At 73.9% G+C, this 21,364-nt stretch carries 17 protein-coding genes; 14 read left to right on the top strand and 3 right to left on the bottom strand.

Annotated elements, in window-relative coordinates:
• Nucleotides 1-104: 104 nt before the first annotated feature.
• A complete protein-coding gene (locus tag AMK16_RS24145; protein WP_073919212.1) occupies nucleotides 105-695 on the top strand; it encodes a TetR/AcrR family transcriptional regulator in 591 nt (196 codons plus the stop codon).
• 140 nt (nucleotides 696-835) lie between these two features.
• Nucleotides 836-3,094, top strand: a complete 2,259-nt coding sequence (locus AMK16_RS24140) for an MMPL family transporter (protein ID WP_073919209.1) — start codon at nucleotides 836-838, stop codon at nucleotides 3,092-3,094.
• A gap of 82 nt (nucleotides 3,095-3,176) precedes the next feature.
• Here the strand turns inward: AMK16_RS24140 and AMK16_RS24135 are convergent, their stop codons facing one another.
• A complete protein-coding gene (locus tag AMK16_RS24135) occupies nucleotides 3,177-3,620 on the bottom strand; it encodes an SsgA family sporulation/cell division regulator (protein ID WP_073919207.1) in 444 nt (147 codons plus the stop codon).
• Nucleotides 3,621-3,790: 170 nt separating this feature from the next.
• Between AMK16_RS24135 and AMK16_RS24130 the strand changes: the two genes are divergently transcribed.
• From AMK16_RS24130 to AMK16_RS24115, 4 genes are read left to right on the top strand one after another with little or no spacing between them, the layout of a single operon-like run.
• Nucleotides 3,791-4,840, top strand: coding sequence for an energy-coupling factor ABC transporter permease (locus tag AMK16_RS24130; protein ID WP_073919204.1), 1,050 nt, complete (start codon nucleotides 3,791-3,793; stop codon nucleotides 4,838-4,840).
• Nucleotide 4,841: 1 nt separating this feature from the next.
• Nucleotides 4,842-5,603 carry a cobalt ECF transporter T component CbiQ gene (gene cbiQ, locus AMK16_RS24125; RefSeq protein WP_073919201.1) on the top strand — a complete coding sequence of 254 codons (762 nt, stop codon included), beginning with the start codon at nucleotides 4,842-4,844 and terminating at the stop codon, nucleotides 5,601-5,603.
• A complete protein-coding gene (locus AMK16_RS24120) occupies nucleotides 5,591-6,406 on the top strand; it encodes an energy-coupling factor ABC transporter ATP-binding protein (RefSeq protein ID WP_073919198.1) in 816 nt (271 codons plus the stop codon). Before cbiQ ends, AMK16_RS24120 begins: the two co-directional genes overlap by 13 nt.
• A gap of 28 nt (nucleotides 6,407-6,434) precedes the next feature.
• Nucleotides 6,435-7,616 (top strand): serine hydrolase domain-containing protein, encoded by a 1,182-nt coding sequence (locus AMK16_RS24115; RefSeq protein WP_199885544.1) that lies wholly within the window; start codon nucleotides 6,435-6,437, stop codon nucleotides 7,614-7,616.
• Nucleotides 7,617-7,732: 116 nt separating this feature from the next.
• Here the strand turns inward: AMK16_RS24115 and AMK16_RS24110 are convergent, their stop codons facing one another.
• Both AMK16_RS24110 and AMK16_RS24105 read right to left on the bottom strand, forming a co-directional pair.
• Nucleotides 7,733-9,370 (bottom strand): penicillin-binding transpeptidase domain-containing protein, encoded by a 1,638-nt coding sequence (locus AMK16_RS24110; protein ID WP_107417230.1) that lies wholly within the window; start codon nucleotides 9,368-9,370, stop codon nucleotides 7,733-7,735.
• Between the two features lie 175 nt (nucleotides 9,371-9,545).
• The gene (locus AMK16_RS24105; protein ID WP_073919193.1) at nucleotides 9,546-11,312 is read right to left on the bottom strand and encodes a dolichyl-phosphate-mannose--protein mannosyltransferase; all 1,767 of its coding nucleotides are present in this window, start codon (nucleotides 11,310-11,312) and stop codon (nucleotides 9,546-9,548) included.
• 78 nt (nucleotides 11,313-11,390) lie between these two features.
• On the opposite strand from AMK16_RS24105, the gene rsmI reads away from it, so the two are divergent.
• The 8 genes from rsmI (at nucleotide 11,391) to AMK16_RS24065 (ending at nucleotide 21,364) form a co-directional block, all read left to right on the top strand.
• The gene (gene rsmI, locus AMK16_RS24100; protein ID WP_073919190.1) at nucleotides 11,391-12,299 is read left to right on the top strand and encodes a 16S rRNA (cytidine(1402)-2'-O)-methyltransferase; all 909 of its coding nucleotides are present in this window, start codon (nucleotides 11,391-11,393) and stop codon (nucleotides 12,297-12,299) included.
• A 160-nt stretch (nucleotides 12,300-12,459) separates the two neighbouring features.
• Nucleotides 12,460-12,969: a hypothetical protein gene (locus tag AMK16_RS24095; protein WP_107417229.1), complete on the top strand. Its 510-nt coding sequence runs from the start codon at nucleotides 12,460-12,462 to the stop codon at nucleotides 12,967-12,969.
• Between the two features lie 10 nt (nucleotides 12,970-12,979).
• The gene (locus tag AMK16_RS24090) at nucleotides 12,980-13,867 is read left to right on the top strand and encodes a TatD family hydrolase (protein WP_073919188.1); all 888 of its coding nucleotides are present in this window, start codon (nucleotides 12,980-12,982) and stop codon (nucleotides 13,865-13,867) included.
• Nucleotides 13,868-14,836: 969 nt separating this feature from the next.
• Nucleotides 14,837-16,174, top strand: coding sequence for a resuscitation-promoting factor (locus tag AMK16_RS34360; protein ID WP_242438892.1), 1,338 nt, complete (start codon nucleotides 14,837-14,839; stop codon nucleotides 16,172-16,174).
• Nucleotides 16,171-17,073 carry a 16S rRNA (adenine(1518)-N(6)/adenine(1519)-N(6))-dimethyltransferase RsmA gene (gene rsmA, locus AMK16_RS24080; protein WP_073919630.1) on the top strand — a complete coding sequence of 301 codons (903 nt, stop codon included), beginning with the start codon at nucleotides 16,171-16,173 and terminating at the stop codon, nucleotides 17,071-17,073. Before AMK16_RS34360 ends, rsmA begins: the two co-directional genes overlap by 4 nt.
• Nucleotides 17,070-17,981 (top strand): 4-(cytidine 5'-diphospho)-2-C-methyl-D-erythritol kinase, encoded by a 912-nt coding sequence (locus AMK16_RS24075; protein WP_073919185.1) that lies wholly within the window; start codon nucleotides 17,070-17,072, stop codon nucleotides 17,979-17,981. Before rsmA ends, AMK16_RS24075 begins: the two co-directional genes overlap by 4 nt.
• 217 nt (nucleotides 17,982-18,198) lie before the next feature.
• Nucleotides 18,199-19,533: an acyltransferase family protein gene (locus AMK16_RS24070; protein WP_073919182.1), complete on the top strand. Its 1,335-nt coding sequence runs from the start codon at nucleotides 18,199-18,201 to the stop codon at nucleotides 19,531-19,533.
• A 28-nt stretch (nucleotides 19,534-19,561) separates the two neighbouring features.
• On the top strand, nucleotides 19,562-21,364 hold the full coding sequence (locus AMK16_RS24065; protein ID WP_073919179.1) for an ABC-F family ATP-binding cassette domain-containing protein: 1,803 nt from the start codon (nucleotides 19,562-19,564) through the stop codon (nucleotides 21,362-21,364).

The following is a 21,364-nucleotide window of genomic DNA, read 5'->3' as shown; positions in this document are numbered from 1 at the left end:
CAAGCGAAACGGAACGGTTTCGTTTCGTTGGCTGCGGAGGTATCGTCGTACGCGTACGGAACGCTTTCGTTTCGACAGGGACCCGACCGGAGGGAGACGCGGAGATGACCGAGCCGATCACGGCCCGGCGCAGCCGGATCACCCCCGAACGGGAAGCCGAACTGCACGGAGCGGTCCTGGACCTGCTCCGCGAGGTGGGCTACGAGGCGCTGACCATGGACGCGGTCGCCGCCCGCACCAAGTCCAGCAAGGCCACCCTCTACCGCCAGTGGGGGAGCAAGCCCGAACTGGTCGCCAGGGCCCTGCGGTGTACCCAGCCCGTCTCGCTGGGGGAGATCGACACGGGCAGCCTGCGCGCGGACTTCGCGCGCATGGTGGAGCACTCCGACGATGCGCAGATGGCCAAGGACACCGCACTGATGCGGGGTCTGGCGCATGCCGTCCACGAGAGCCCGGAGCTCCACAAGGCGTTGCGCGACCTGCTGGTCGACCCGGAGATCAACGGCCTTCAGCTGATGCTCCAGCGCGCGGTCGACCGGGGGGAGATCCGCCCGGACTGTCCGGCGCTCGGCTTCGTACCGCACATGCTCATCGGGGCGTTCATCGCGCTCCCGCTGATCGAGGACCGCTCGGTGGACCGGGCTTTCCTCGCCGACTTCATCGACGCCGTGGTCTTCCCCGCCCTCGGCGTCTGACCCCTTCCCGTCCGACCTGCTCCGCCCGTCCCCGCTGCTCGTCCCGCTGCTCCTGACACGCCGCTCTCGTCGTCGGGCCGGCTCTCCATGCCCTGATCCCTCGCGGATCCATCCCACGACCCGAACGGGAGAACCACGACGTGGCCACCTTCCTCTACCGACTCGGCCGGGGCGCCTTCCGGCGCCGCGGGCTCGTCGCCCTCGTCTGGGTGGCGCTGCTGTTCGCCGCCGGCTTCGGCGCGGCCTCGGCCTCCGCCCCCACCTCGGGGTCCTTCTCGATACCCGGCACGGAGGCCCAGCGGGCCTTCGACCTGCTGGACGAGAAGTTCCCGGCCATGGCCGCCGACGGCGCCACCGCCCGCATCGTCGTCAAGGCGCCGGACGGCGCCAAGGTCACCGACCCGGCCCCCAAGGCCCAGGTCGAGAAGATCGCCGAAGACCTGAAGTCCGGTCCGGGCAAGGACCAGATCGCCTCGGTCACCGACCCGTACCAGGGCAAGGCCGTGAGCCAGGACGGCTCCACCGCCTACCTCAGCGCCAAGTACAAGGTCAGCGGCATGGAGCTGACCGACGCCACCCGTGACGCGCTGAAGGAGTCCGGCAAGGACGCCCAGGCGCAGGGGCTCACCGTCGAGATCGGCGGCGACGCGCTGATGGCGGCGCCCGAGACCGGTTCCGGTGAGGTCGTCGGCATCCTGATCGCGGCGATCGTGCTCGTCATCACCTTCGGCTCGCTGATCGCGGCCGGTCTGCCGCTGCTGACCGCACTGATCGGCGTGGGCATCGGCGTCTCCTCCATCACCGCGCTCGCCAACGTGCTGGACCTCGGCTCCACCACCTCCACCCTCGCGATGATGATCGGCCTCGCGGTCGGCATCGACTACGCCCTCTTCATCGTCTCCCGCTACCGCGCGGAGCTCGCCGAGGGCCGCGAGCGCGACGAGGCTGCCGGGCGAGCTGTCGGAACCGCTGGTTCCGCCGTCGTCTTCGCCGGTCTGACCGTGGTCATCGCCCTGGTCGGCCTGGCCGTCGTCAACATCCCGATGCTGACCAAGATGGGCTTCGCGGCCGCCGGAACCGTCGTCATCGCGGTGCTCGTCGCCCTGACGCTGGTCCCGGCCATCCTGGGCTACGCCGGGAGGAAGGTCCTGCCGGCGGGCGAGAAGAGCCGGCTGTTCGGCAAGGGCAAGGGCAAGGGCGCTGCCAAGGACAAGACCGAGGCGGGCACGGGCGGGACGGGCACGGAGCCGGCCGCCCCCGCCCGGAAGCCCAACGGCGGCACCCGCTGGGCCCGCTTCGTCCTGCGCCGCCCGGTCGTGGTCCTGCTCGTCGGCGTGATCGGCCTCGGCGTCGTCGCGATCCCGGCGAGCAAGCTGGAGATGGGTCTGCCGGACGACGGCGCCCAGCCGGTCTCCACCACCCAGCGCCGTGCGTACGACCTGCTGTCCGACGGATTCGGCCCGGGCTTCAACGGCCCGCTGATGGTGGTCGTGGACGGCGACAAGGCACTCGCCGACAAGACCGCCGACCGGATCAAGGCCCTGGACGGGGTCGCCGCGGTCGTCCCGCCCGCCCCGAACGAGGCCGGCGACGCCGCGGTGATCACGGTCGTCCCGAAGGACCGCCCGTCCTCCGCCCAGACCGAGGACCTGGTCCACGCGATCCGCGCGGACAACGGGAACGACGTCCTGGTCACCGGCGCCACCGCCATGAACATCGACTTCTCGCAGAAGATGAACGACGCGCTGCTGCCCTACCTGGCTCTCGTGGTCGGCCTCGCCTTCCTGCTGCTGATGCTGGTGTTCCGTTCGGTCCTGGTCCCGCTCAAGGCGGCCCTCGGGTTCCTGCTGTCGGTCGTCGCCGCCCTCGGCGCGGTCGTCGCGGTCTTCCAGTGGGGCTGGCTCGGCTCGCTCTTCGGCGTGGAGCAGACCGGTCCGATCATGTCGATGATGCCGATCTTCATGGTGGGCGTCGTCTTCGGCCTCGCCATGGACTACGAGGTCTTCCTCGTCACCCGGATGCGGGAGGCGTACGTCCACGGCGAGCGTCCCGGCCAGGCCGTGGTGACCGGCTTCCGGTACAGCGCCCGGGTGGTCGTGGCCGCCGCAGTGATCATGATCGCGGTGTTCGCGGGCTTCATCGGGGCCAGCGAGCAGATGGTCAAGATGATCGGCTTCGGTCTGGCCGTGGCGGTCTTCTTCGACGCCTTCGTGGTCCGGATGGCCATCGTCCCGGCGGTGCTCGCGCTGCTCGGGCACAAGGCCTGGTGGCTGCCGCGCTGGCTGGACCGGCTGCTGCCGGACGTCGACGTGGAGGGGGAGAGCCTGCGCCGGCACCTCGGCGACATCTCGGACTCCCCGGAGGACCCGGGCAAGGACCGCGAGCTGGTCAACGCCTGACGCCGCCCCGCCCGCCCCGTAGGACAACAGCCCGGCCCCGTACCGCCTGACAGCAGGCGGTACGGGGCCGGGCCCGTTGCGCCTAACGGGTGGCGGCGGGGGCGGCGATGGGGGCGGGAGCGGCAGGGGCGGCGGCCGCGGACCGCGTCCGGCGCAGGAAACGGCGCAGGGCGGTGGTGTCGAACTGGATCACGGCGACACCCTCGGGGGAGTGGAACTCGACGATCGCCAGTACGCGGCCGCAGGGCCAGACGCGCACGTCCCCGGTTCCCGAAGGGGCCTGGAGGCCCGCTTCCAGCAGCGCGAGCGGGAAGACCCATTCGTTGTCGGTGCCTTCGGGGGACAGGTCCGCCGGGAAGACGATCCGCACGGCCAGCGGCTCGGCCGGGTTGAAGCGCAGCAAGACCGGGATCGCCCGGTAGAGGGGGTCGTCGGTGATCACCCGGGCCCGGACGTGTTCCTCGACGAGCGCGGCGGTCGCGGTGGCCCCGGAGGCGGTGGGCGGATTCTCGGCGGTGGCTGACATCGACCAGACTCCTCGTAATCGGAACATATGAGTCCGTTTGTCCCGTGTCCAGCCTCGCACACTCCGGCGAAAGCGCGAGGCGCTTTTTGTCGCGCATACGCTGTTGCCAACCATTTGCAACTGGGCACTATTCTTGAACGGTTCAAGACTGCGAGAAGCGGAGCCCTTCCATGCACGTGCCCGACGGATTCATCAACGCACCCGTGTCGGTGGCCGCCGGAGCGGTCGCCGCCGCCGCGGTGGCCGTCAGCCTCCGCGGCGCGCGCAGGGAGCTCGACGAACGCACCGCGCCGCTCGCGGGCCTCGTCGCCGCCTTCATCTTCGCCGTCCAGATGCTGAACTTCCCGGTCGCCGCCGGCACCAGCGGACACCTGCTGGGCGGGGCGCTCGCCGCGATACTCGTCGGCCCCTACACGGGCGTGCTCTGCGTGTCCGTCGTCCTGCTCATGCAGGGCATCCTCTTCGCCGACGGCGGCCTGACCGCACTGGGCGTGAACATCACCGTCATGGGCGTCGTCACCGTCGTCCTTTCCTACGCCGTCTTCCGGGGGCTGCTCGGGGTGCTGCCGCGCACCCGCCGTTCCGTGACCGCCGCCGCCTTCGCCGGAGCCCTCCTCTCGGTACCGGGCGCCGCCACGGCCTTCACCGCCATCTACGCGATCGGCGGCACCACGGAGGTGTCCATCGGCAAGGTGTTCACGGCCATGGTCGGCGTGCACGTGCTCATCGGACTCGGCGAGGCCGCCATCACCGCGGCCACCGTGGGCGCCGTGATCGCCGTACGGCCCGACCTGGTGCACGGGGCGCGCGCTCTGGCCGCGCCCCTGAAGCTGCGGGTCGGCGGCGAACTCGTCGACGCGCCGGCCGCGCCGGCCGCCGCTCCCGCCGCCGCCCGCTCCACGCGCACGGTGTGGGCCACCGGCCTGGTCACCGCCCTCGTCCTCGCCGGGTTCGTCTCCTTCTACGCCTCCGCCAGCCCCGACGGCCTGGAGAAGGTCGCCGCCGACAAGGGCATCGACCGCAAGGCCGAGGAGCACGCGGCCGCCGGATCCCCGCTCGCCGACTACGGCGTCAAGGACGTGGACGACGCCCGGCTCTCCGGCGGCCTCGCCGGCGTGATCGGCGTCGGCGCCACCGTCGTCGTCGGCACGGGCGTCTTCGGGGTGGTGCGCCGCCGCCGGTCGGACCAGCGGGCTGCGGCCGCGCCGTCGGCGGTCTGAGATGGGCGCGGGCCACGCCCACCGGCTCTACCGGCACGGGCACTCGCCGGTGCACGCGCTGCCGCCGCACTGCAAGCTCGCCGCGACCTTCGCCTTCGTGGTGGTCGTGGTGTCCACCCCGCGCGAGGCGGTATGGGCCTTCGGGCTCTACGCCGTCCTGCTCGCCGGGGTCGCGGCCGCCGCCCGGGTCCCGGCCGGCTTCCTGCTGCGGCGGCTGCTGATCGAGGTCCCCTTCGTGGCCTTCGCCTTCCTCATGCCCTTCGTGGCCGAGGGCGAGCGGGTGGACGTCCTCGGCCTCTCACTCAGCGTCTCCGGACTGTGGGGCGCCTGGAACGTCCTGGCCAAGGGCACGCTCGGGGTGGCCGCCTCCGTACTGCTCGCCTCCACCACGGAACTGCGGGCGCTGCTGCTGGGCCTGCAGCGCCTCAAGCTGCCGCCGCTGCTGGTGCAGATCGCCTCCTTCATGATCCGGTACGGCGACGTGATCGGCGGCGAGCTGCGCCGGATGTCCGTCGCCCGGCGCTCGCGCGGGTTCGAGGCGCGCGGGATCCGGCACTGGGGCGTGCTGGCCAAGACGGCGGGCGCGCTGTTCATCCGCTCCTACGAGCGCGGCGAGCGGGTGTACCTGGCGATGGTCAGCCGAGGCTACGCCGGCTCCATGCCGGTGATCGACGAGGTGTCGGCCACGCGCGCGCAGTGGGCGTACGCGGCCGTGCTCCCGCTGACGGCGCTCGCCGTCTGTCTGATGGGATGGACCCTGTGACCCGTACCCCTTCGCCGGAAGCCGTCCCGCCGCCCAAGATCCCTCCGTCGCCGGAAGCCGTCCCCTCGCTGGAAGTCACCGGCCTCGCCTACGCCTACCCCGACGGGCACCAAGCCCTCTTCGGGGTCGACCTGACCGTCGCCCCGGGCGAACGGGTCGCCCTGCTCGGCCCCAACGGCGCCGGCAAGACCACCCTGGTCCTGCACCTCAACGGCATCCTGTCCGGCGGGGTCGGATCGGTGGCCGTGGCCGGACTCGCGGTGGAGAAGCGCAACCTCGCGGAGATCAGGCGCCGGGTCGGGATCGTCTTCCAGGACCCCGACGACCAGCTGTTCATGCCGACCGTCCGCGAGGACGTGGCATTCGGCCCGGCCGCCGCCGGCCTGCGCGGCGCGGAGCTCGCGCAGCGGGTCCAGGAGGCGCTGGAGCAGGTGGGCATGGCCGGCTTCGCCGACCGGCCCCCGCACCACCTGTCCTTCGGCCAGCGCCGCCGGGTCGCGGTGGCGACCGTGCTGGCCATGCGGCCCGAGATCCTGGTCCTGGACGAACCCTCGTCCAACCTGGACCCGGCCTCCCGCCGCGAGCTCGCGGAGATCCTGCGCTCGCTCGACGTGACGGTGCTGATGGTGACCCACGACCTGCCGTACGCGCTGGAGCTGTGCTCGCGCTCGGTCGTCCTGAGCGAGGGTGTGATCGCCGCCGACGGCCGCACCCAGGACCTCCTGTGCGACGACGCGCTCATGCGGGCCCACCGCCTGGAGCTCCCCTTCGGCTTCGACCCCCGCTCGGTCACGGTGGCATAAGCGCAGGTCGCCGGTTGTTGGACTGCGCGTGGACATCCAGGGTGTGGTGGCGGAGGGCTTCGAGCCCGTCAGAGACGCGTTCGTACGCAACTTCCAGGCGCTCGGCGACCGCGGCGCGGCGGTGGCCGTCTACCGCGACGGCCGCAAGGTCGTGGACCTGTGGGGCGGCACCAAGGACGCGAACGGCACCGAGCCGTGGACCGGGGACACCGCCCAGATCGTCCGCTCCGCCACCAAGGGCGTGGCCGCCGCCGTACCCCTGCTGCTGCACCAGCGCGGCCTGCTCGACCTGGACGCGCCGGTCGGTTCCTACTGGCCGGAGTTCAAGGCGGGCGGCAAGGACCGGAGCCGTGTCCGCGACCTGCTCGCGCACCGCGCGGGCGTCCCGGCCCTGGACCGTTCACTGACGCCCGCCGAGGCGGCCGACGGGGTCAGCGGACCGCTCGCCGTCGCCGCGCAGCGCGCCTTCTGGGAGCCCGGGACCGCGCACGGCTACCACGCGCAGACCTTCAGCTGGCTCCTGTCGGAACTGGTGCTGCGGGCGACCGGCCGCACGCTGGGCGCGATCCTGGCCGAGGAGATAGCCGAACCGCTGGGCCTGGACTTCTGGATCGGGCTGCCGGACACCGAGATCCACCGGGTGGGCCGGGTGGCGCCGGTCGAGCCGCCGCAGGACGCGCCCGGGCTCAGGATCCGGCCCAGGCGCAACGTCGCCGAGGCATACGCCGACCCCGGCTCCCTGACCCGCCGGGCCTTCGCGGCCATCGAGGCGCCCCCCGCCGCCGAGGGCGACAGGCCCTGGGACGAGAACGACCCCGCCTACCGGGCCGCCGAGCTGCCGGCCTCGAACGGCATCGGCACGGCCCGCGCCCTGGCCCGCTTCTACGCGGCCACCATCGGCGTGGTGGAGGACGGCGCGCGGATCTTCACTCCCGCCACCACCGCCCTCGCCGCCCGGGAGTTCTCGGCGGGCCCCGACCGCGTCCTCGTGGTGAATACCCGCTTCGGCCCCGGCTACATGCTGCACGGCCCGGCCTCGCCCCTGCTCTCCCCCGCCTCCTTCGGGCACCCGGGCCGCGGCGGCTCCCTGGCCTTCGCGGACCCGGAGGCGGGAATCGGCTTCGGCTACGTCACCAACGCCCACGCCAAGTCGGTCACCGCCGACCCGCGCGCGCAGGCGCTCGTACGGGCCCTGCGCTCCGTGCCGTAGCCGCGCGGTCCGTGCCGTAGCTGCGCGGTCCGTGCCGTAGCCCACGCTCTGTGTCCAGCCGCGCGACCCGGCCCGTAGTCGCGCGACGGGGGGCGCGGCCGTGCGGGCGGCGGGTGTCAGGAGGACAGCACCGCGGCCACGATCGGTCCCGCCGCGTCGCCGCCGTGGCCGCCGGCCTCGACCATGGCCGCCGCGGCCATGTCGCCGCTGTAGCCCGTGAACCAGCTGTCCGGGCTGCCCGCGCCGTCGACCTCGGCGGAGCCGGTCTTGGCGCCCTTGTCCCCGCCGACCGACCTCATCGCGGCCGCGCCCGTCCCGCTCGTCGCCGTCAGCCGCATCATCGACACCAGCTGCTGCTGCACCGAGGACTTCATGCGGCGCGGCGCGGTGGCGACCGTACGGCCGTCGATCTCCGGGGAGACCAGCAGCGGCTGGCGGAACACGCCGGTGCGGGCGGTCGCCGTGATGGAGGCGACGTTCAGCGGATTCATGGTGATCTGGCCCTGCCCGATGTACGCGGCGGCCGCTCCCGCCCCCGTGGCCGCCGGGACCTTGCCGTCGGTCGACTTGACGCCGGTCTTCCAGTCCAGGCCGATGCCGAAGACCTCCGACGCTTCCTTCGAGAGCGCGGTGTCGTCGGCCACGTCGTCGATCTGCTTGATGAAGGCGGTGTTGCAGGACTTGGCGAAGCTCGTCGCGAAGGTCGCGCCCGGCAGCTCGAAGCCGTTCAGGTTGTGGAAGGTGCGCCCGCCCCACTCCGCCTCCTTCACGCATTCGGCGGGCTTGTCGGCGGCGGCCTTGCCGCGGTCCAGCAGCATGGCCGCCGTCACGATCTTCATGGTGGAGCCGGGGGCCCGGTTCCCCGTCATCGCCGCGTCGTAGCCGTCCTTGCGGTGGTTGGCGACGGCCAGGATGTGCCCGTTGCTGGGCTGGACGGCGACCACCGAAGCCTCGGGGAACCGGGCGACCGCCTGCTCGGCCGCCGCCTGCACCTTCGCGTCCAGGTACGTTTCCAGCGTGCTCGGCTCCCCCTCGGCCAGCGTCAGCAGCGTGCGCCGCGGGCCGCCCCCGCCGGACGGTTCGATCCACAGCTCGGCCCCCGGCTTGCCGCCCGCCTTGCCGCCGTACGTCGCGCGCAGCTGGTCGAGGACCGGACGCAGCGAGGGGTACTTCTGTGCGCTCAGCTCCTCGCCGTTGCGGTCGACGGCCTTGACCGGCGGGCTCGCCGGGGCGCCGGCGCGCAGCGTGTCGTACTGCCCCAGCTGCGGGTGCAGGACCGAGGGCCGCCAGTCGACCAGCGGCTTCCCGCTGGTCAGCCCGCGCACCACGGTCAGCTGCGAGTCGTAGGCCAGGGGCTTGGTCACCCCTTCGTACGTGATCTCCGCGGCGACCTTGAAGGGCACGACGGCCCCGGTCGGCGTGCCCGGGGTGATCACGGCCTTGGACACGTACGCCTTCGTCCTGAAGTCCCCCACCGCGCTCTGCGCGGCCGCCGCGTTGTTCGTGAGGTCGGCGGCCAGGCGGTTGTCACCGGCGGCCCACGCTTCCAGGAAGGCCTTGGCCGTCGCCGCGGTCTCCTCCTCGGTGACGGGCCCGCTGCCCTTCTCCGCCCGGACGGAGGCGCCGTCGGCGCCCCCGCCCCCCTTGCCGTCGCCGCCCCCGGCCCCGACGAGGCTGTACACCCCGTATCCGGCCCCGCCGACCATCGCGAGGAAAACCCCGCCGATGACGGCCCCCTTCGCTGCTCCGTGCACTGGAGTCAGTCCCTCCCCCGTGAACCACAGTTCTCTGAACGCGTTCAAAGAACCCCCTGGTGCCAGACCATACGCTGCGCATGCGCTCCGTACCGGACCGGTCACCGGACTCGTTACCGGACCGGAACCTCGGGGGGCCGGAACCTCGGGGGCCGGAGCCTCAGGGGAGGGGCGCTCAGACCCAGGTGTCCAGCCACATCCGGCCCCGCCAGGAGTCCATGGGGATCGACTGGCCGGTATAGAGGGGCCAGAAGTAGATGAAGTTCCACACGATCAGCAGGACCAGCACCCCCGCCCCGATCGCCCCCAGCGTGCGGCGCCGCTCGCTCGAACCGGCCGGGCCCAGCAGGGCCCCGATCATCATCGCCACCGCCAGGCACAGGTAGGGGACGAAGACCACGGCGTAGAAGTAGAAGATGGTCCGCTCCTGGTAGTTGAACCAGGGCAGCAGGCCCGCGGCCAGGGCGCAGGCGATCGCGCCCGCCCGCCAGTCGCGCCGCAGCAGCCACCGCCACAGCACGTACAGCAGCGCGAAACAGCCCGCCCACCACAGCAGCGGAGTACCCAGCGCCAGCACCTCGCGCGCGCACTTGCCGGCCTGCGTCGCCGGGCAGCCGTCGGCGCCGGGCTCGGGGGACTCGTAGAAGAAGGAGACGGGCCGGCCCAGGACCAGCCAGCTCCACGGGTTGGACTCGTAGGTGTGCCCCGAGGTCAGACCGACGTGGAACTTGTAGACCTCGGTCTCGTAGTGCCACAGGCTGCGCAGCCACTCCGGCAGGAACGACAGCGCACTGCCCCGGTCGTTCTTGGCCGCCCAGTCGCGCAGGTAGCCGCCCTTGCCGTCGTCGGAGCTGAGGAGCCATCCCGACCAGGAAGCCACGTACGTCACCACCGCGACCGGGACCGTCGACAGGAAGCCGGGCAGCGCGTCACGGCGCAGCATCGCCGCATACGGCGAGCCGGCGCCCGCCGTGCGACGGGCGGCCGCGTCCCACAGCACGGTGAGGACACCGAAGAAGGCCAGCACCACGAAGCCGTTCCACTTCGTGCCCGCGGCCAGCCCCAGGCAGACCCCGGCCGCGATCCGGTACGGGCGCAACCCCAGCCGGAGCGTCTCGGCGGTCCTGCGGTCCGGCCGCGCCCTGCCCTCGTCGTCCAGCGGGAGCGCGTCCGCCAGCCGGGCCCGGGCCCGGTCCCGGTCGATGAGCAGCGCCCCGAAAGCGGCGAGGACGAAGAACATCAGCACCAGGTCGAGCAGCGCGGTGCGGCTCATCACGAGGTGCAGGCCGTCCACCGCGAGCAGCGCGCCGGCCAGACAGCCCAGGAACGTCGAGCGGAACAGCCGGCGGCCGATCCGGCACAGCATCAGCACCGAGAGGGTGCCGAGCGCGGCGGTCATGAACCGCCAGCCGAAGGGTGTGAGGCCGAACATCCACTCGCCGAGCCCGATCACCCATTTGCCGACCGGGGGGTGCACCACGTAGCCCGGGTCGAGCGGGAGCGGGACCGACTGCGGGTCGGCGAGGATCGACTTGTCGATGTCCTTGGGCCAGTTCGCCTCGTACCCCTGCCTGATCGTGGCCCAGGCGTCCTTCACGTAGTACGTCTCGTCGAATATCACCGCCTTCGGGCTGCCCAGGTGCACGAATCGCAGCACCCCGGCGACCAGCGCCACCAGCAGCGGCCCGGCCCAGGACAGGACGCGCTGCCAGGTCCCCCACACCTGCGGCGGCAGACCGAAGGTCATCCACAGCTGCGGGGACGGCTGGGCGTACGGGGGCACCAGCCGGGTGCGCACGTCCGTGCGCGGCGCGGCGCCGCGCGGCGCGTAGCCGAAGGCGCGCAGGCGGCGCAGCCAGATGGGCGGCTCTTCATCCCGCCCCGCCGACGGGGCGGGAGGGGCCCCCGCGGGGCTGGGCGGAGGCGTCGCGGTACTGGTCACCGGGTCATCGTAGGGAACCGATCGGTGTGCACCCCAGTGGCGGGGAGGGTCCGGGTGCGGGACTGAGAGGATGGGCGGGTGACAACTGACCAGCCCCGCGGTACCGACCCCGCCTCCCGCACCGCCGGCCCGACGGGCACCCTCGTCCTCGCCGGCACCCCCATCGGCGACCTCGCGGACGCCCCGCCGAGGCTCGCGGCCGAGCTGGAACGGGCCGACGTGATCGCCGCCGAGGACACCCGGCGGCTGCGCCGGCTGACCCAGGGGCTCGGCGTGCACACCACCGGGCGCGTGCTGTCGTACTTCGAAGGCAACGAATCCGCGCGCACCCCGGAACTGGTCGAGGCCCTGACCGGCGGGGCGCGCGTGCTGCTGGTGACCGACGCCGGAATGCCCTCGGTCTCCGACCCCGGCTACCGGCTGGTCGCCGCCGCCGTGGAGAAGGACATCCGGGTCACCGCCGTGCCCGGGCCGTCCGCGGTGCTCACCGCGCTCGCCCTGTCCGGCCTGCCCGTGGACCGCTTCTGCTTCGAGGGCTTCCTGCCGCGCAAGGCGGGCGAACGCCTCGGCCGGCTGCGCGAGGTCGAGGGCGAGCGGCGCACCCTGGTCTACTTCGAAGCCCCGCACCGCCTCGACGACACCCTGGCGGCCATGGCCGAGGTCTTCGGCGCAGAGCGCCGCGCCGCCGTGTGCCGCGAACTGACCAAGACGTACGAGGAGGTCAGGCGCGGCGGCCTCGGCGAGCTCGCCGCGTGGGCCGCCGAGGGCGTCCGCGGCGAGATCACCGTCGTCGTGGAGGGCGCGCCCGCGGCCGCGCCCGGCGACGTGGACGACGAGGAACTGGTGCGCCGGGTGCGGGTGCGCGAGGAGGCGGGGGAGCGGCGCAAGGAGGCCATCGCGGCGGTGGCGGCCGAGGCCGGACTACCCAAGCGGGACGTCTTCGACGCGGTCGTGGCGGCAAAGAATGCGGCACAAAAGGCGCCGTGAGTCGGTAAAGAGCTAGCCTGAAAGGCAAAGCCCAGGCCGCGCACCGGGCGCTTTGGGCATGAGTGGCCCAAAGACGGTCCAACACTGGACAGGGCCTGATGCGCTCCCGCCCGAAGAGGCGTCCACTGGCAATGGCACCAGTGGAACAAGAGGAGCTGGCATGAGTGAGATCGCTGAAACCCCGGTACCCGTACCCGCCGCCGTACCCACCGCTCTGTCCACACCCCCCGTGCACACCGTGCACGAGGCGTACTCCTTCGCGTGCATGAAGTGCGGGTACGGCTGGGAGCAGGCGTACGAGATAGAGCACCGCGTCGACGGCAAGGGCCAGCCGTTCATCGTCTACACGGCGAACCGGGAGCGTGTGCCCTCACCGCTGTCCAACCCCACCTGCCTGAACTGCGACGGCCACGTCGTGCGCATCATGCGGGCCGGACAGGTCTCCTCGGTGCTCGGCATGCTCGACCAGCTCTACCACCACCCCGTCGCCCCCGGGATCGCCGGGCCCGTCCCCGCCGGCGCGGACGTGCCCCGCACCCCGAAGCCGCGCAGGTCGCCCTCCCGGGCGCACGCCGCCCCCGGGCCCGTCGCCGTCGGCGACGCGGTCGCCGGCGCCGAGGAGCACCGGGGCGTGCTCTCCCGTCTGCTGGGACGCCTGCGCCGGTCATAAGATCGGCCGTATGACTCGCGCTGACACACAGGCGGCCAAGGACGCGCCGCCGCCGCTGCCCGAACCCCTGCGGGTGGCGGTGGCGGACTCGCACACCCACCTCGACATGCAGTCCGGCACCGTCGAGGAGGGCCTGGCGAAGGCCGCCTCGGTGGGCGTCACCACGGTCGTCCAGGTGGGCTGCGACGTGAAGGGCTCCCGGTGGGCCGCCGAGACGGCAGCCGCCTACGCCAATGTCCACGCGGCCGTGGCCCTGCACCCGAACGAGGCCCCCCGGATCGTCCACGGGGACCCCGACGGCTGGTCCCGCCAGGGCGCGCGGGCCGGCGGCGGCCAGGCGGCCCTGGACGACGCGCTGGCCGAGATCGAGGCGCTGGCGTCGCTGGCGCACGTCAAGGCCGTCGGCGAGACCGGGCTGGACTACTTCCGCACCGGGCCGGAGGGCGCGGCCGCGCAGGAGCGCTCCTTCCGCGCACACATCGAGATCGCCAAGCGGCAGGGCAAGGCGCTGGTCATCCACGACCGCGACGCCCACGCGGACGTCCTGCGCGTCCTGCGCGAGGAGGGCGCCCCCGAGCGGACCGTCTTCCACTGCTACTCCGGGGACGCCGCGATGGCGCGGGAGTGCGCCGCCGCCGGCTACTACATGTCCTTCGCCGGCACGGTCACCTTCAAGAACGCGGCCGCGCTGCGCGAGGCGCTGGCCGTTGCCCCGCTGGAGCTGGTGCTCGTCGAGACGGACGCCCCGTACCTGACGCCGGCGCCCTACCGCGGACGGCCCAACGCGCCGTACCTCGTTCCGCTGACGGTGCGGGCGATGGCGGCGGTCCGTGGCATCGACGAGGACGCCATGGCCACCGCGCTGGCCGCGAACACGGCTCGCGCCTTCGACTACTGAGATCCGGGCCGGACGGCACGCTGCGTAGTCGTCCGGCTTTGGTGTGTGACGACTCCTCCGCTAGGGTGCCGTGCCCGAACCAGCGGGTGCCGGACCACCAGTGGAGCGAGCGTCGTGAGCGATACGCAGGGCAGTCACCGCCATGGCGGTCCCGTCCCGGGGTCGTACGAGGCCCACACCGTCCCGGCCTGGCCCCCGGCCCCGTGGCCCCCGGCCCCCCCGCCCCCCACCCCGTTCCCCCGTCCCGCCCGGCTGCCGGACCCGGCGGCCGGGACCTGGACCCCGCCGCCGCACCCCGACGGACCCCGGCCCCCGGCATCGCCGGACCCGAACGCCACGACCTGGACCCCGATGCCGTACCCCGAACCGCGGGCCTGGTCGGCGGCGCCGGAGGATTCCGAACCTCGTGCCTGGTCGGCGGCGCCGGGGGATCCCGGCGGTCGGGACCGGTCCGCGCAGGCGCCTGACTCCGGCGCGGCGCCCCCGACTCCGACCCCACCGGACTGCGCCGGTCCCGCCCGGGGCTGGGCGGAGTCCGAAGCCGCGTACGCCGGAGCCCCGGGGGAGCCCGGGAGCGGGGTAGCGGCTCCGCGGGCCTCGCGCCGGCGGGCGCGCGGCGGGGAGATCACGACGGTCGTCGCCGCGAGCGCGCCGGGCACCGGTCGCCGGCGCGGCGGGGACGGGGCCGGCGGTCGGCTCCCCGCTCCGGTCCACGCCGGAGAGCCGGGCCCGTCCGCATCCGGGGGACCGGGCCGGCGCCGGGGCGCCGCGGCCGACGCCGGGGCCCTCGCCACCGCGGACACCCTCACCGCCGTCGCCCCCGGCACCGGCCGACGCCGGGGCGGACCCCGGCCGGGCGAACCGGCCGGGGGGCCCGCCGCGGGATCTGCTGCCGTCCCCCCGCCCGCGGGGCCCGGTCGCCGCCGGAGCGGAGCCGGGGCCGCCGCCGCCACCGCTCCCGCTGCGGAGCTGCCCCTCGCTCCCGGCACCGGCCGACGCCGGGGCGGACCCCGGCCGGGCGAACCGGCCGGGGGGCCCGCCGCGGGATCTGCTGCCGTCCCCCCGCCCGCGGGGCCCGGTCGCCGCCGGGGCGGCGCCGGGGCCGCCACCGCCACCGAACCCGCCCTCGCCCCCGGCGGCCGCGCCCACCGCCGCGCGGCCGCCGCCGGAGGGGCCGCACGGAGCGCCGCCCCACCCACCGCACCCCCCGCCCCGGGAGGGACCTGGCGGCGGATCGTGCCCCAGGCGCTCGTCGTCGCCTTCCTCGCGGGCGGCACCACCGCCTTCGTCGCCGCCGACAAATCGGTTCGCCTCACCGTGGACGGCGTCCCGAGGGACCTGCACACCTTCGCCGGCGACATCGACGAACTGCTCGTCGCCGAGGGCGTCGACGTCGGCCCCCACGACCTGGTCGCCCCCGCCCCCGGCGAACCCCTGGACGACGGGGAGCAGGTCGTCGTCCGCTACGGCCGCCCCCTGCGCCTGACCCTCGACGGACAGCAGCGCCAGGTGTGGACCACGGCCGACACCGTCGAGGGCGCACTGCGCCAGTTCGGCATCCGCGCCGAGGGCGCCTACCTCTCCGCCCCGCGCACCGCCCCCGTCCCCCGCGCCGGCCTCGCCCTCAGCGTCCGCACCGAGCGCACCGTCACCTTCATGGCCGACGGCCGCGAACGCACCATCCGCACCAACGCCGCCACCGTCCAGGAGGCCCTGGACCAGTCCGGCATCACCCTCCGCGGCCAGGACACCACCTCCGTGCCCCCCACGGCCTTCCCGCGCGACGGCCTGACCGTCACCGTGCTGCGCATCACCGGCACGCGCGAGGTCCGCGAGGAGCGCCTCCCGTACGGGACGGAACGGGTCCCGGACGACACCCTCTTCGCCGGCACCGAGGTCGTCGAACGCGCCGGGACGCCCGGGGCGCGCCGGGTCACCTACAGCCTGCGCACCGTCAACGGAGTCCGCCAAAAGCCCCGCCGCATCGCGGAGGAGACCGTTCGCGAGCCCGTCACCCAGCTCGTCAGGGTCGGCACGAAGCCGCTGCCGCCCTCCGTCGCCGGCGCCGACGGCCTCGACTGGGCGTCCCTGGCCCGCTGCGAGTCCGGCGGCCGCCCCACGGCCACCGACGCCTCGGGCACCTACGGCGGCCTCTACCAGTTCGACGTCCGCACCTGGCAGGCCCTGGGCGGCAGCGGCCGCCCCCAGGACGCGCCGGCCGCGGAGCAGACGTACCGGGCCAAGAAGCTCTACGTCCAAAGGGGGGCGGCCCCGTGGCCGCACTGCGGCCGTACGCTTTACCGGTGAGCACCGCAGAGCAGCAGCCCAACGAAACCCCTTCTGACGCCCTCCTCGGACCGGCCGACATCCGAGAACTGGCAGCCGCCCTCGGCGTGCGCCCCACGAAGCAGAAGGGGCAGAACTTCGTCATCGACGCCAACACCGTGCGCCGGATCGTGCGGACCGCCGAGGTGCGCCCGGACGACGTCGTCGTCGAGGTCGGTCCCGGACTGGGCTCGCTGACGCTCGCGCTGCTGGAGGCCGCGGACCGGGTCACCGCCGTCGAGATCGACGACATCCTGGCGGCGGCGCTCCCCGCCACCATCGAGGCGCGGATGCCCGGCCGCAAGGACCGCTTCGCGCTGGTGCACTCCGACGCGATGCTGGTGACCGAGCTGCCCGGACCGGCCCCGACCGCGCTCGTCGCCAACCTTCCGTACAACGTGGCCGTGCCCGTCCTCTTGACCATGCTCGACCGCTTCCCGACCATCGAGCGGACCCTGGTGATGGTCCAGGCCGAGGTCGCCGACCGGCTCGCCGCCGAGCCCGGCAACAAGGTGTACGGGGTCCCCTCGGTCAAGGCCAACTGGTACGCGCACGTCAAGCGGGCCGGCTCGATCGGCCGCAAGGTCTTCTGGCCCGCCCCGAACGTCGACTCCGGCCTCGTCTCGCTGGTGCGGCGCGCCGAGCCCGTCAAGACGACCGCCTCGAAGGCCGAGGTCTTCGCCGTCGTGGACGCCGCCTTCGCGCAGCGCCGCAAGACGCTGCGTGCCGCGCTGGCCGGCTGGGCCGGCTCGGCGGCGGGAGCCGAGGCGGCGCTGGTCGCCGCGGGCGTCTCGCCGCAGGCGCGCGGCGAGTCGCTCACCGTCGAGGAGTTCGCCGCGATCGCCGAGCACAAGCCCGCGACGCAGAGGCCCGCCCTGTGAGCGTCCCCCGCACGCCGGTGACCGTACGGGTCCCCGCGAAGGTCAACGTCCGGCTGGCAGTGGGCGCGGCGCGGCCCGACGGCTTCCACGACCTGGCCAATGTCTTCCTCGCCGTCTCCCTGTTCGACGAGGTCACCGCGAGCCCCGCCGACGGGCTGACCGTGACCTGCGCGGGGCCGGATGCCGACCAGGTCCCCCTGGACCGCACCAACCTGGCGGCGCGCGCCGCCGAGATCCTGGCGCGGCGGGCCGGCATCGAGCCCGCCGTCCACCTCCACATCGCGAAGCGCATCCCGGTCGCGGGCGGCATGGCGGGCGGCAGCGCGGACGGGGCGGCCGCCCTGCTGGCCTGTGACGCCCTGTGGGGCCTGGACACCCCGCGCGCCGAACTCCTCGACATCTGCGCGGTACTGGGCAGCGACGTCCCCTTCAGCCTGGTCGGCGGCGCCGCGCTCGGCACCGGCCGCGGCGAGCTGCTGACCCCGGTGGAGGCCGGCGCCTTCCACTGGGTGTTCGCGGTGGCCGACGGGGGACTGTCCACTCCGGCGGTCTTCCGCGAGTTCGACCGCCTCACCGCCGGTACGCCGGTCCCGCCCCCCGTGGCCCCGCCGGCCCTGCTCACGGCCCTGGCCTCGGGGGACCCGCAGGCGCTGGCGCCCCTCCTGGCGAACGACCTCCAGGCGGCGGCGCTGTCGCTGCGGCCGCAGCTGGCCGCGACGCTGGCCGCGGGCACCGAAGCCGGGGCGCTCGCCGCGCTGGTGTCCGGCTCCGGACCGACCACGGCGTTCCTCGTCCGGGACCAGGAGGCCGCCGGGAAGGTGGCGGCCGCCCTCGAAGCCTCCGGCACGTGCCGCACCACCCGCACGGCATCGTCCCCGGCCCCGGGGGCCACGGTTCGACAGCGGTAGCGCGCCCCGTCGCGGGTCCTTCCCCGGGCCGGCCGGCCGCGCCGGCCCGAGCGGTCCGGGAGCCGGTTGGGGAGGGGCGGATCGCGGGCGCCGCGGCCGGCCGTTCCGCGTGGGGTCCCCGCCGCCGGGGCCCCTCCCCGGCCGTGGGGGCGGTACTCAGGCGCGGATGAGTATCCGGGCCCTGTCAGGAGAGGGCCAACGCGGCGACCGTGGGGCCATGACAGTCACCGCCGGCGCCCTGGCCGCCGCCACCCCCGCCACGCGGGACCGGTACGTCGACCTGCTGCGGGTCGCCTCCCTCGGCACCGTCATCGCCGGGCACTGGCTGATGGCCGCCGTCAGCCGCGACGGCATGGGCAACCTGCTCGCCCTCGTGCCCGGGCTCCAGTGGCTCACCTGGGTGTTCCAGATCATGCCCGTCTTCTTCTTCGTCGGCGGGTTCTCCCACGCCCTGTCCTACCGGTCCCTCGCCCGCCGCTGCGACGGCCCCGTCCACGCAGCCTTCCTCCGGGCCCGGCTGCGGCGCCTGCTGCGGCCCACCCTCGTCTTCGTCCTCCTGTGGGCCGCCGCCGCGCTCGCCGTCCAGCTCGCCGGCCGCGGCGCGGGCGGACTGACCGCGGCCGCGCTCCGGCTGGTCACGCAGCCGCTCTGGTTCATCGGGATCTACCTCGCGATGGTCCTCCTCACCCCGCCGCTGCTGAAGCTGCACGAGCGCTACGGCTGGGCGGCCTTCGCCGGGCTCGCGGGCGCCGCCGCCCTGGTCGACGTCCTGCGCTTCGCGCTCGCGGTCCCCTACGCCCAGTTCCTGAACTTCGCCTTCGTCTGGCTCGCCGTCCACCAGCTGGGCTTCCTGCGCGCCGACGGCCGGATCCGCCGTCCGGCCGCCCTCGCCCTCGCCGGCGCCGGCCTGGCCTCGGCGCTGCTGCTGGTCGCCGTCGGTCCCTATCCGCTGTCCATGGTCGGGATGCCGGGCGAGAAGGTGTCGAACATGGCGCCGCCCACCCTCGCCCTGCTCTGCCACGGCATGTGGCTGGTCGGCGCCGTCCAGCTCCTGGCCCGCCCCGCCACCGCCTGGCTCGCCCGCCCCCGCGTCTGGCGCGGCGTCGTCGCGGCCAACGGGGTCGCCATGACCGCCTTCCTCTGGCACCTGACCGCCATGCTCGGCGTGTACGGGCTCCAGCTCGCGCTCGGCCCGGACCTCCCGGCCCCCGCCACCGCCGCCTGGTGGGCGCAGGTCCCGGTGCGGATCCTGCTCGCCACCGCCCTGACCGCGCTGCTCGTCGGCGTCTTCCGCCGCTTCGAGGCCCCGGGCCGGCCCGCCGGCCCCGGCGCCGCCCCCGGGAACGGCCCCCTCGCCGCCGCCGGGACCGTCCTGTGCCTGCTGGGTGTCCTCGGGCTGTCCACGACCGGGCTCGGCGGGCTCCTCGACGGCCACAGCGCCACCCTGATCGCCTTCCCCGTCACCGCACCGGCCGCGATCGGCATGGCCGTCGCGGGCGCCCTGCTGGTGGAACGTTCCGGCCCGGCCCGGAGGGTTAGGCTGAGGGGCTGATCCACACCCCTTCCCTGGAGCGCGTCTGATGGCCGTCAATCTGGTCAATGTCGAGGCAGTCAGCAAGGTGTACGGCACACGTACTCTGCTCGACGGCATCTCCCTCGGCGTGTCCGAGGGAGACCGGATCGGCGTGGTCGGCCGCAACGGCGACGGAAAGACCACCCTCATCCGCATGCTCGCCAAACTGGAGGAGCCCGACACCGGCCGGGTCACCCAGAACAGCGGCCTGCGCATGGGCGTCCTCACCCAGCACGACTCCCTCGATCCCGCGGCCACGGTCCGCCACGAGATCATCCGGGACATGGCCGACCACGAATGGGCCGGCAACGCCAAGATCCGCGACGTCCTCACCGGCCTCTTCGGCGGACTCGGCCTCCCCGGCTTCGAGCAGGGCCTCGACACCGTCATCGGCCCGCTCTCCGGCGGCGAGCGCCGCCGCATCGCCCTCGCCAAGCTGCTCATCGCCGACCAGGACCTCCTCGTCCTCGACGAGCCCACCAACCACCTCGACGTCGAAGGCATCGCCTGGCTCGCCAAGCACCTCCAGGAGCGCCGCTCCGCCCTCGTCTGCGTCACCCACGACCGCTGGTTCCTCGACCAGGTCTGCACCCGCATGTGGGACGTGCAGCGCGGCGACGTGCACGAGTACGAGGGCGGCTACAGCGACTACGTCTTCGCCCGCGCCGAGCGCGAGCGCATCGCCGCCACCGAGGAGTCCAAGCGGCAGAACCTGATGCGCAAGGAGCTGGCGTGGCTGCGCCGCGGCGCCCCCGCCCGCACCTCCAAGCCCCGCTACCGCATCGAGGCGGCCAACGAGCTGATCGCCGACGTGCCGCCGCCGCGCGACCGCTCCGAGCTGATGCGCTTCGCCAACGCCCGCCTCGGCAAGACCGTCTTCGAGCTGGAGGACGTCACCGTCCAGGCCGGCCCGAAGACCCTCCTCAAGCACCTCACCTGGCACCTGGGCCCCGGCGACCGCATCGGCCTCGTCGGTGTCAACGGCGCCGGCAAGACCTCCCTGCTGCGCGCCCTCGCCGAGGCCGCCCGCACCCAGGGCGAGGCCCAGCCCGCCGCCGGCAAGGTCAGCGTCGGCAGGACCGTGAAGCTGGCCTACCTCTCCCAGGAGGTCGGCGAACTCGACCCGTCGCTGCGCGTCCTGGAGGCCGTCCAGCGCGTCCGCGACCGCGTCGACCTCGGCAAGGGCCGCGAGATGACGGCGGGCCAGCTGTGCGAGCAGTTCGGCTTCACCAAGGAGAAGCAGTGGACGCCCGTCGGCGACCTCTCCGGTGGCGAGCGCCGGCGGCTGCAGATCCTGCGCCTGCTGATGGACGAGCCCAACGTCCTCTTCCTCGACGAGCCCACCAACGACCTCGACATCGAGACCCTGACGCAGCTGGAGGACCTCCTCGACGGCTGGCCCGGCTCGATGATCGTGATCTCCCACGACCGGTTCTTCATCGAGCGCACCACCGACACCGTGATGGCGCTGCTCGGCGACGCGAGCCTGCGCATGCTGCCGCGCGGCCTGGACGAGTACCTGGAGCGCCGGCAGCGGATGATCGAGGCGGCAGCCCCGGCGCCCGCCCCGGCCGCCGCCGCCGCGAAGTCCACCGCCTCGGGGGACTCGCGCGCCGCGAAGAAGGAGCTCCAGAAGATCGAGCGGCAGCTGAACAAGCTGTCCGACCGCGAGGGCAGCCTGCACCGGCAGATCGCCGAGAACTCCACCGACTACGACAAGGTGGCCAAGCTCGACGGCGAGCTGAGGGAACTGCTCGCCGCGCGGGACGACTTGGAGATGCGCTGGCTGGAGCTGGCCGAGGACGCGTAG

The sequence above is a fragment of the Streptomyces sp. CB00455 genome, from assembly GCF_001905445.1.
Lineage (GTDB): Bacteria > Actinomycetota > Actinomycetes > Streptomycetales > Streptomycetaceae > Streptomyces.
The sequence above is the reverse complement of the archived record's forward strand: the minus strand, read 5'-3'. Positions and strand labels throughout refer to the sequence as shown.

Bases quoted from the DNA above. Each gene is read 5' to 3' on its own strand.
- AMK16_RS24135 (WP_073919207.1), bottom strand. From the start codon at position 3,620: ATGTCAGCCACCGCCGAGAATCCGCCCACCGCCTCCGGGGCCACCGCG.
- AMK16_RS24090 (WP_073919188.1), top strand. From the start codon at position 12,980: ATGACTCGCGCTGACACACAGGCGGCCAAGGACGCGCCGCCGCCGCTG.
- AMK16_RS24065 (WP_073919179.1), top strand. From the start codon at position 19,562: ATGGCCGTCAATCTGGTCAATGTCGAGGCAGTCAGCAAGGTGTACGGC.
- AMK16_RS24145 (WP_073919212.1), top strand. From the start codon at position 105: ATGACCGAGCCGATCACGGCCCGGCGCAGCCGGATCACCCCCGAACGG.
- AMK16_RS24120 (WP_073919198.1), top strand. From the start codon at position 5,591: ATGGACCCTGTGACCCGTACCCCTTCGCCGGAAGCCGTCCCGCCGCCC.
- AMK16_RS24095 (WP_107417229.1), top strand. From the start codon at position 12,460: ATGAGTGAGATCGCTGAAACCCCGGTACCCGTACCCGCCGCCGTACCC.
- AMK16_RS24070 (WP_073919182.1), top strand. From the start codon at position 18,199: ATGACAGTCACCGCCGGCGCCCTGGCCGCCGCCACCCCCGCCACGCGG.
- cbiQ (WP_073919201.1), top strand. From the start codon at position 4,842: ATGGGCGCGGGCCACGCCCACCGGCTCTACCGGCACGGGCACTCGCCG.
- AMK16_RS24130 (WP_073919204.1), top strand. From the start codon at position 3,791: ATGCACGTGCCCGACGGATTCATCAACGCACCCGTGTCGGTGGCCGCC.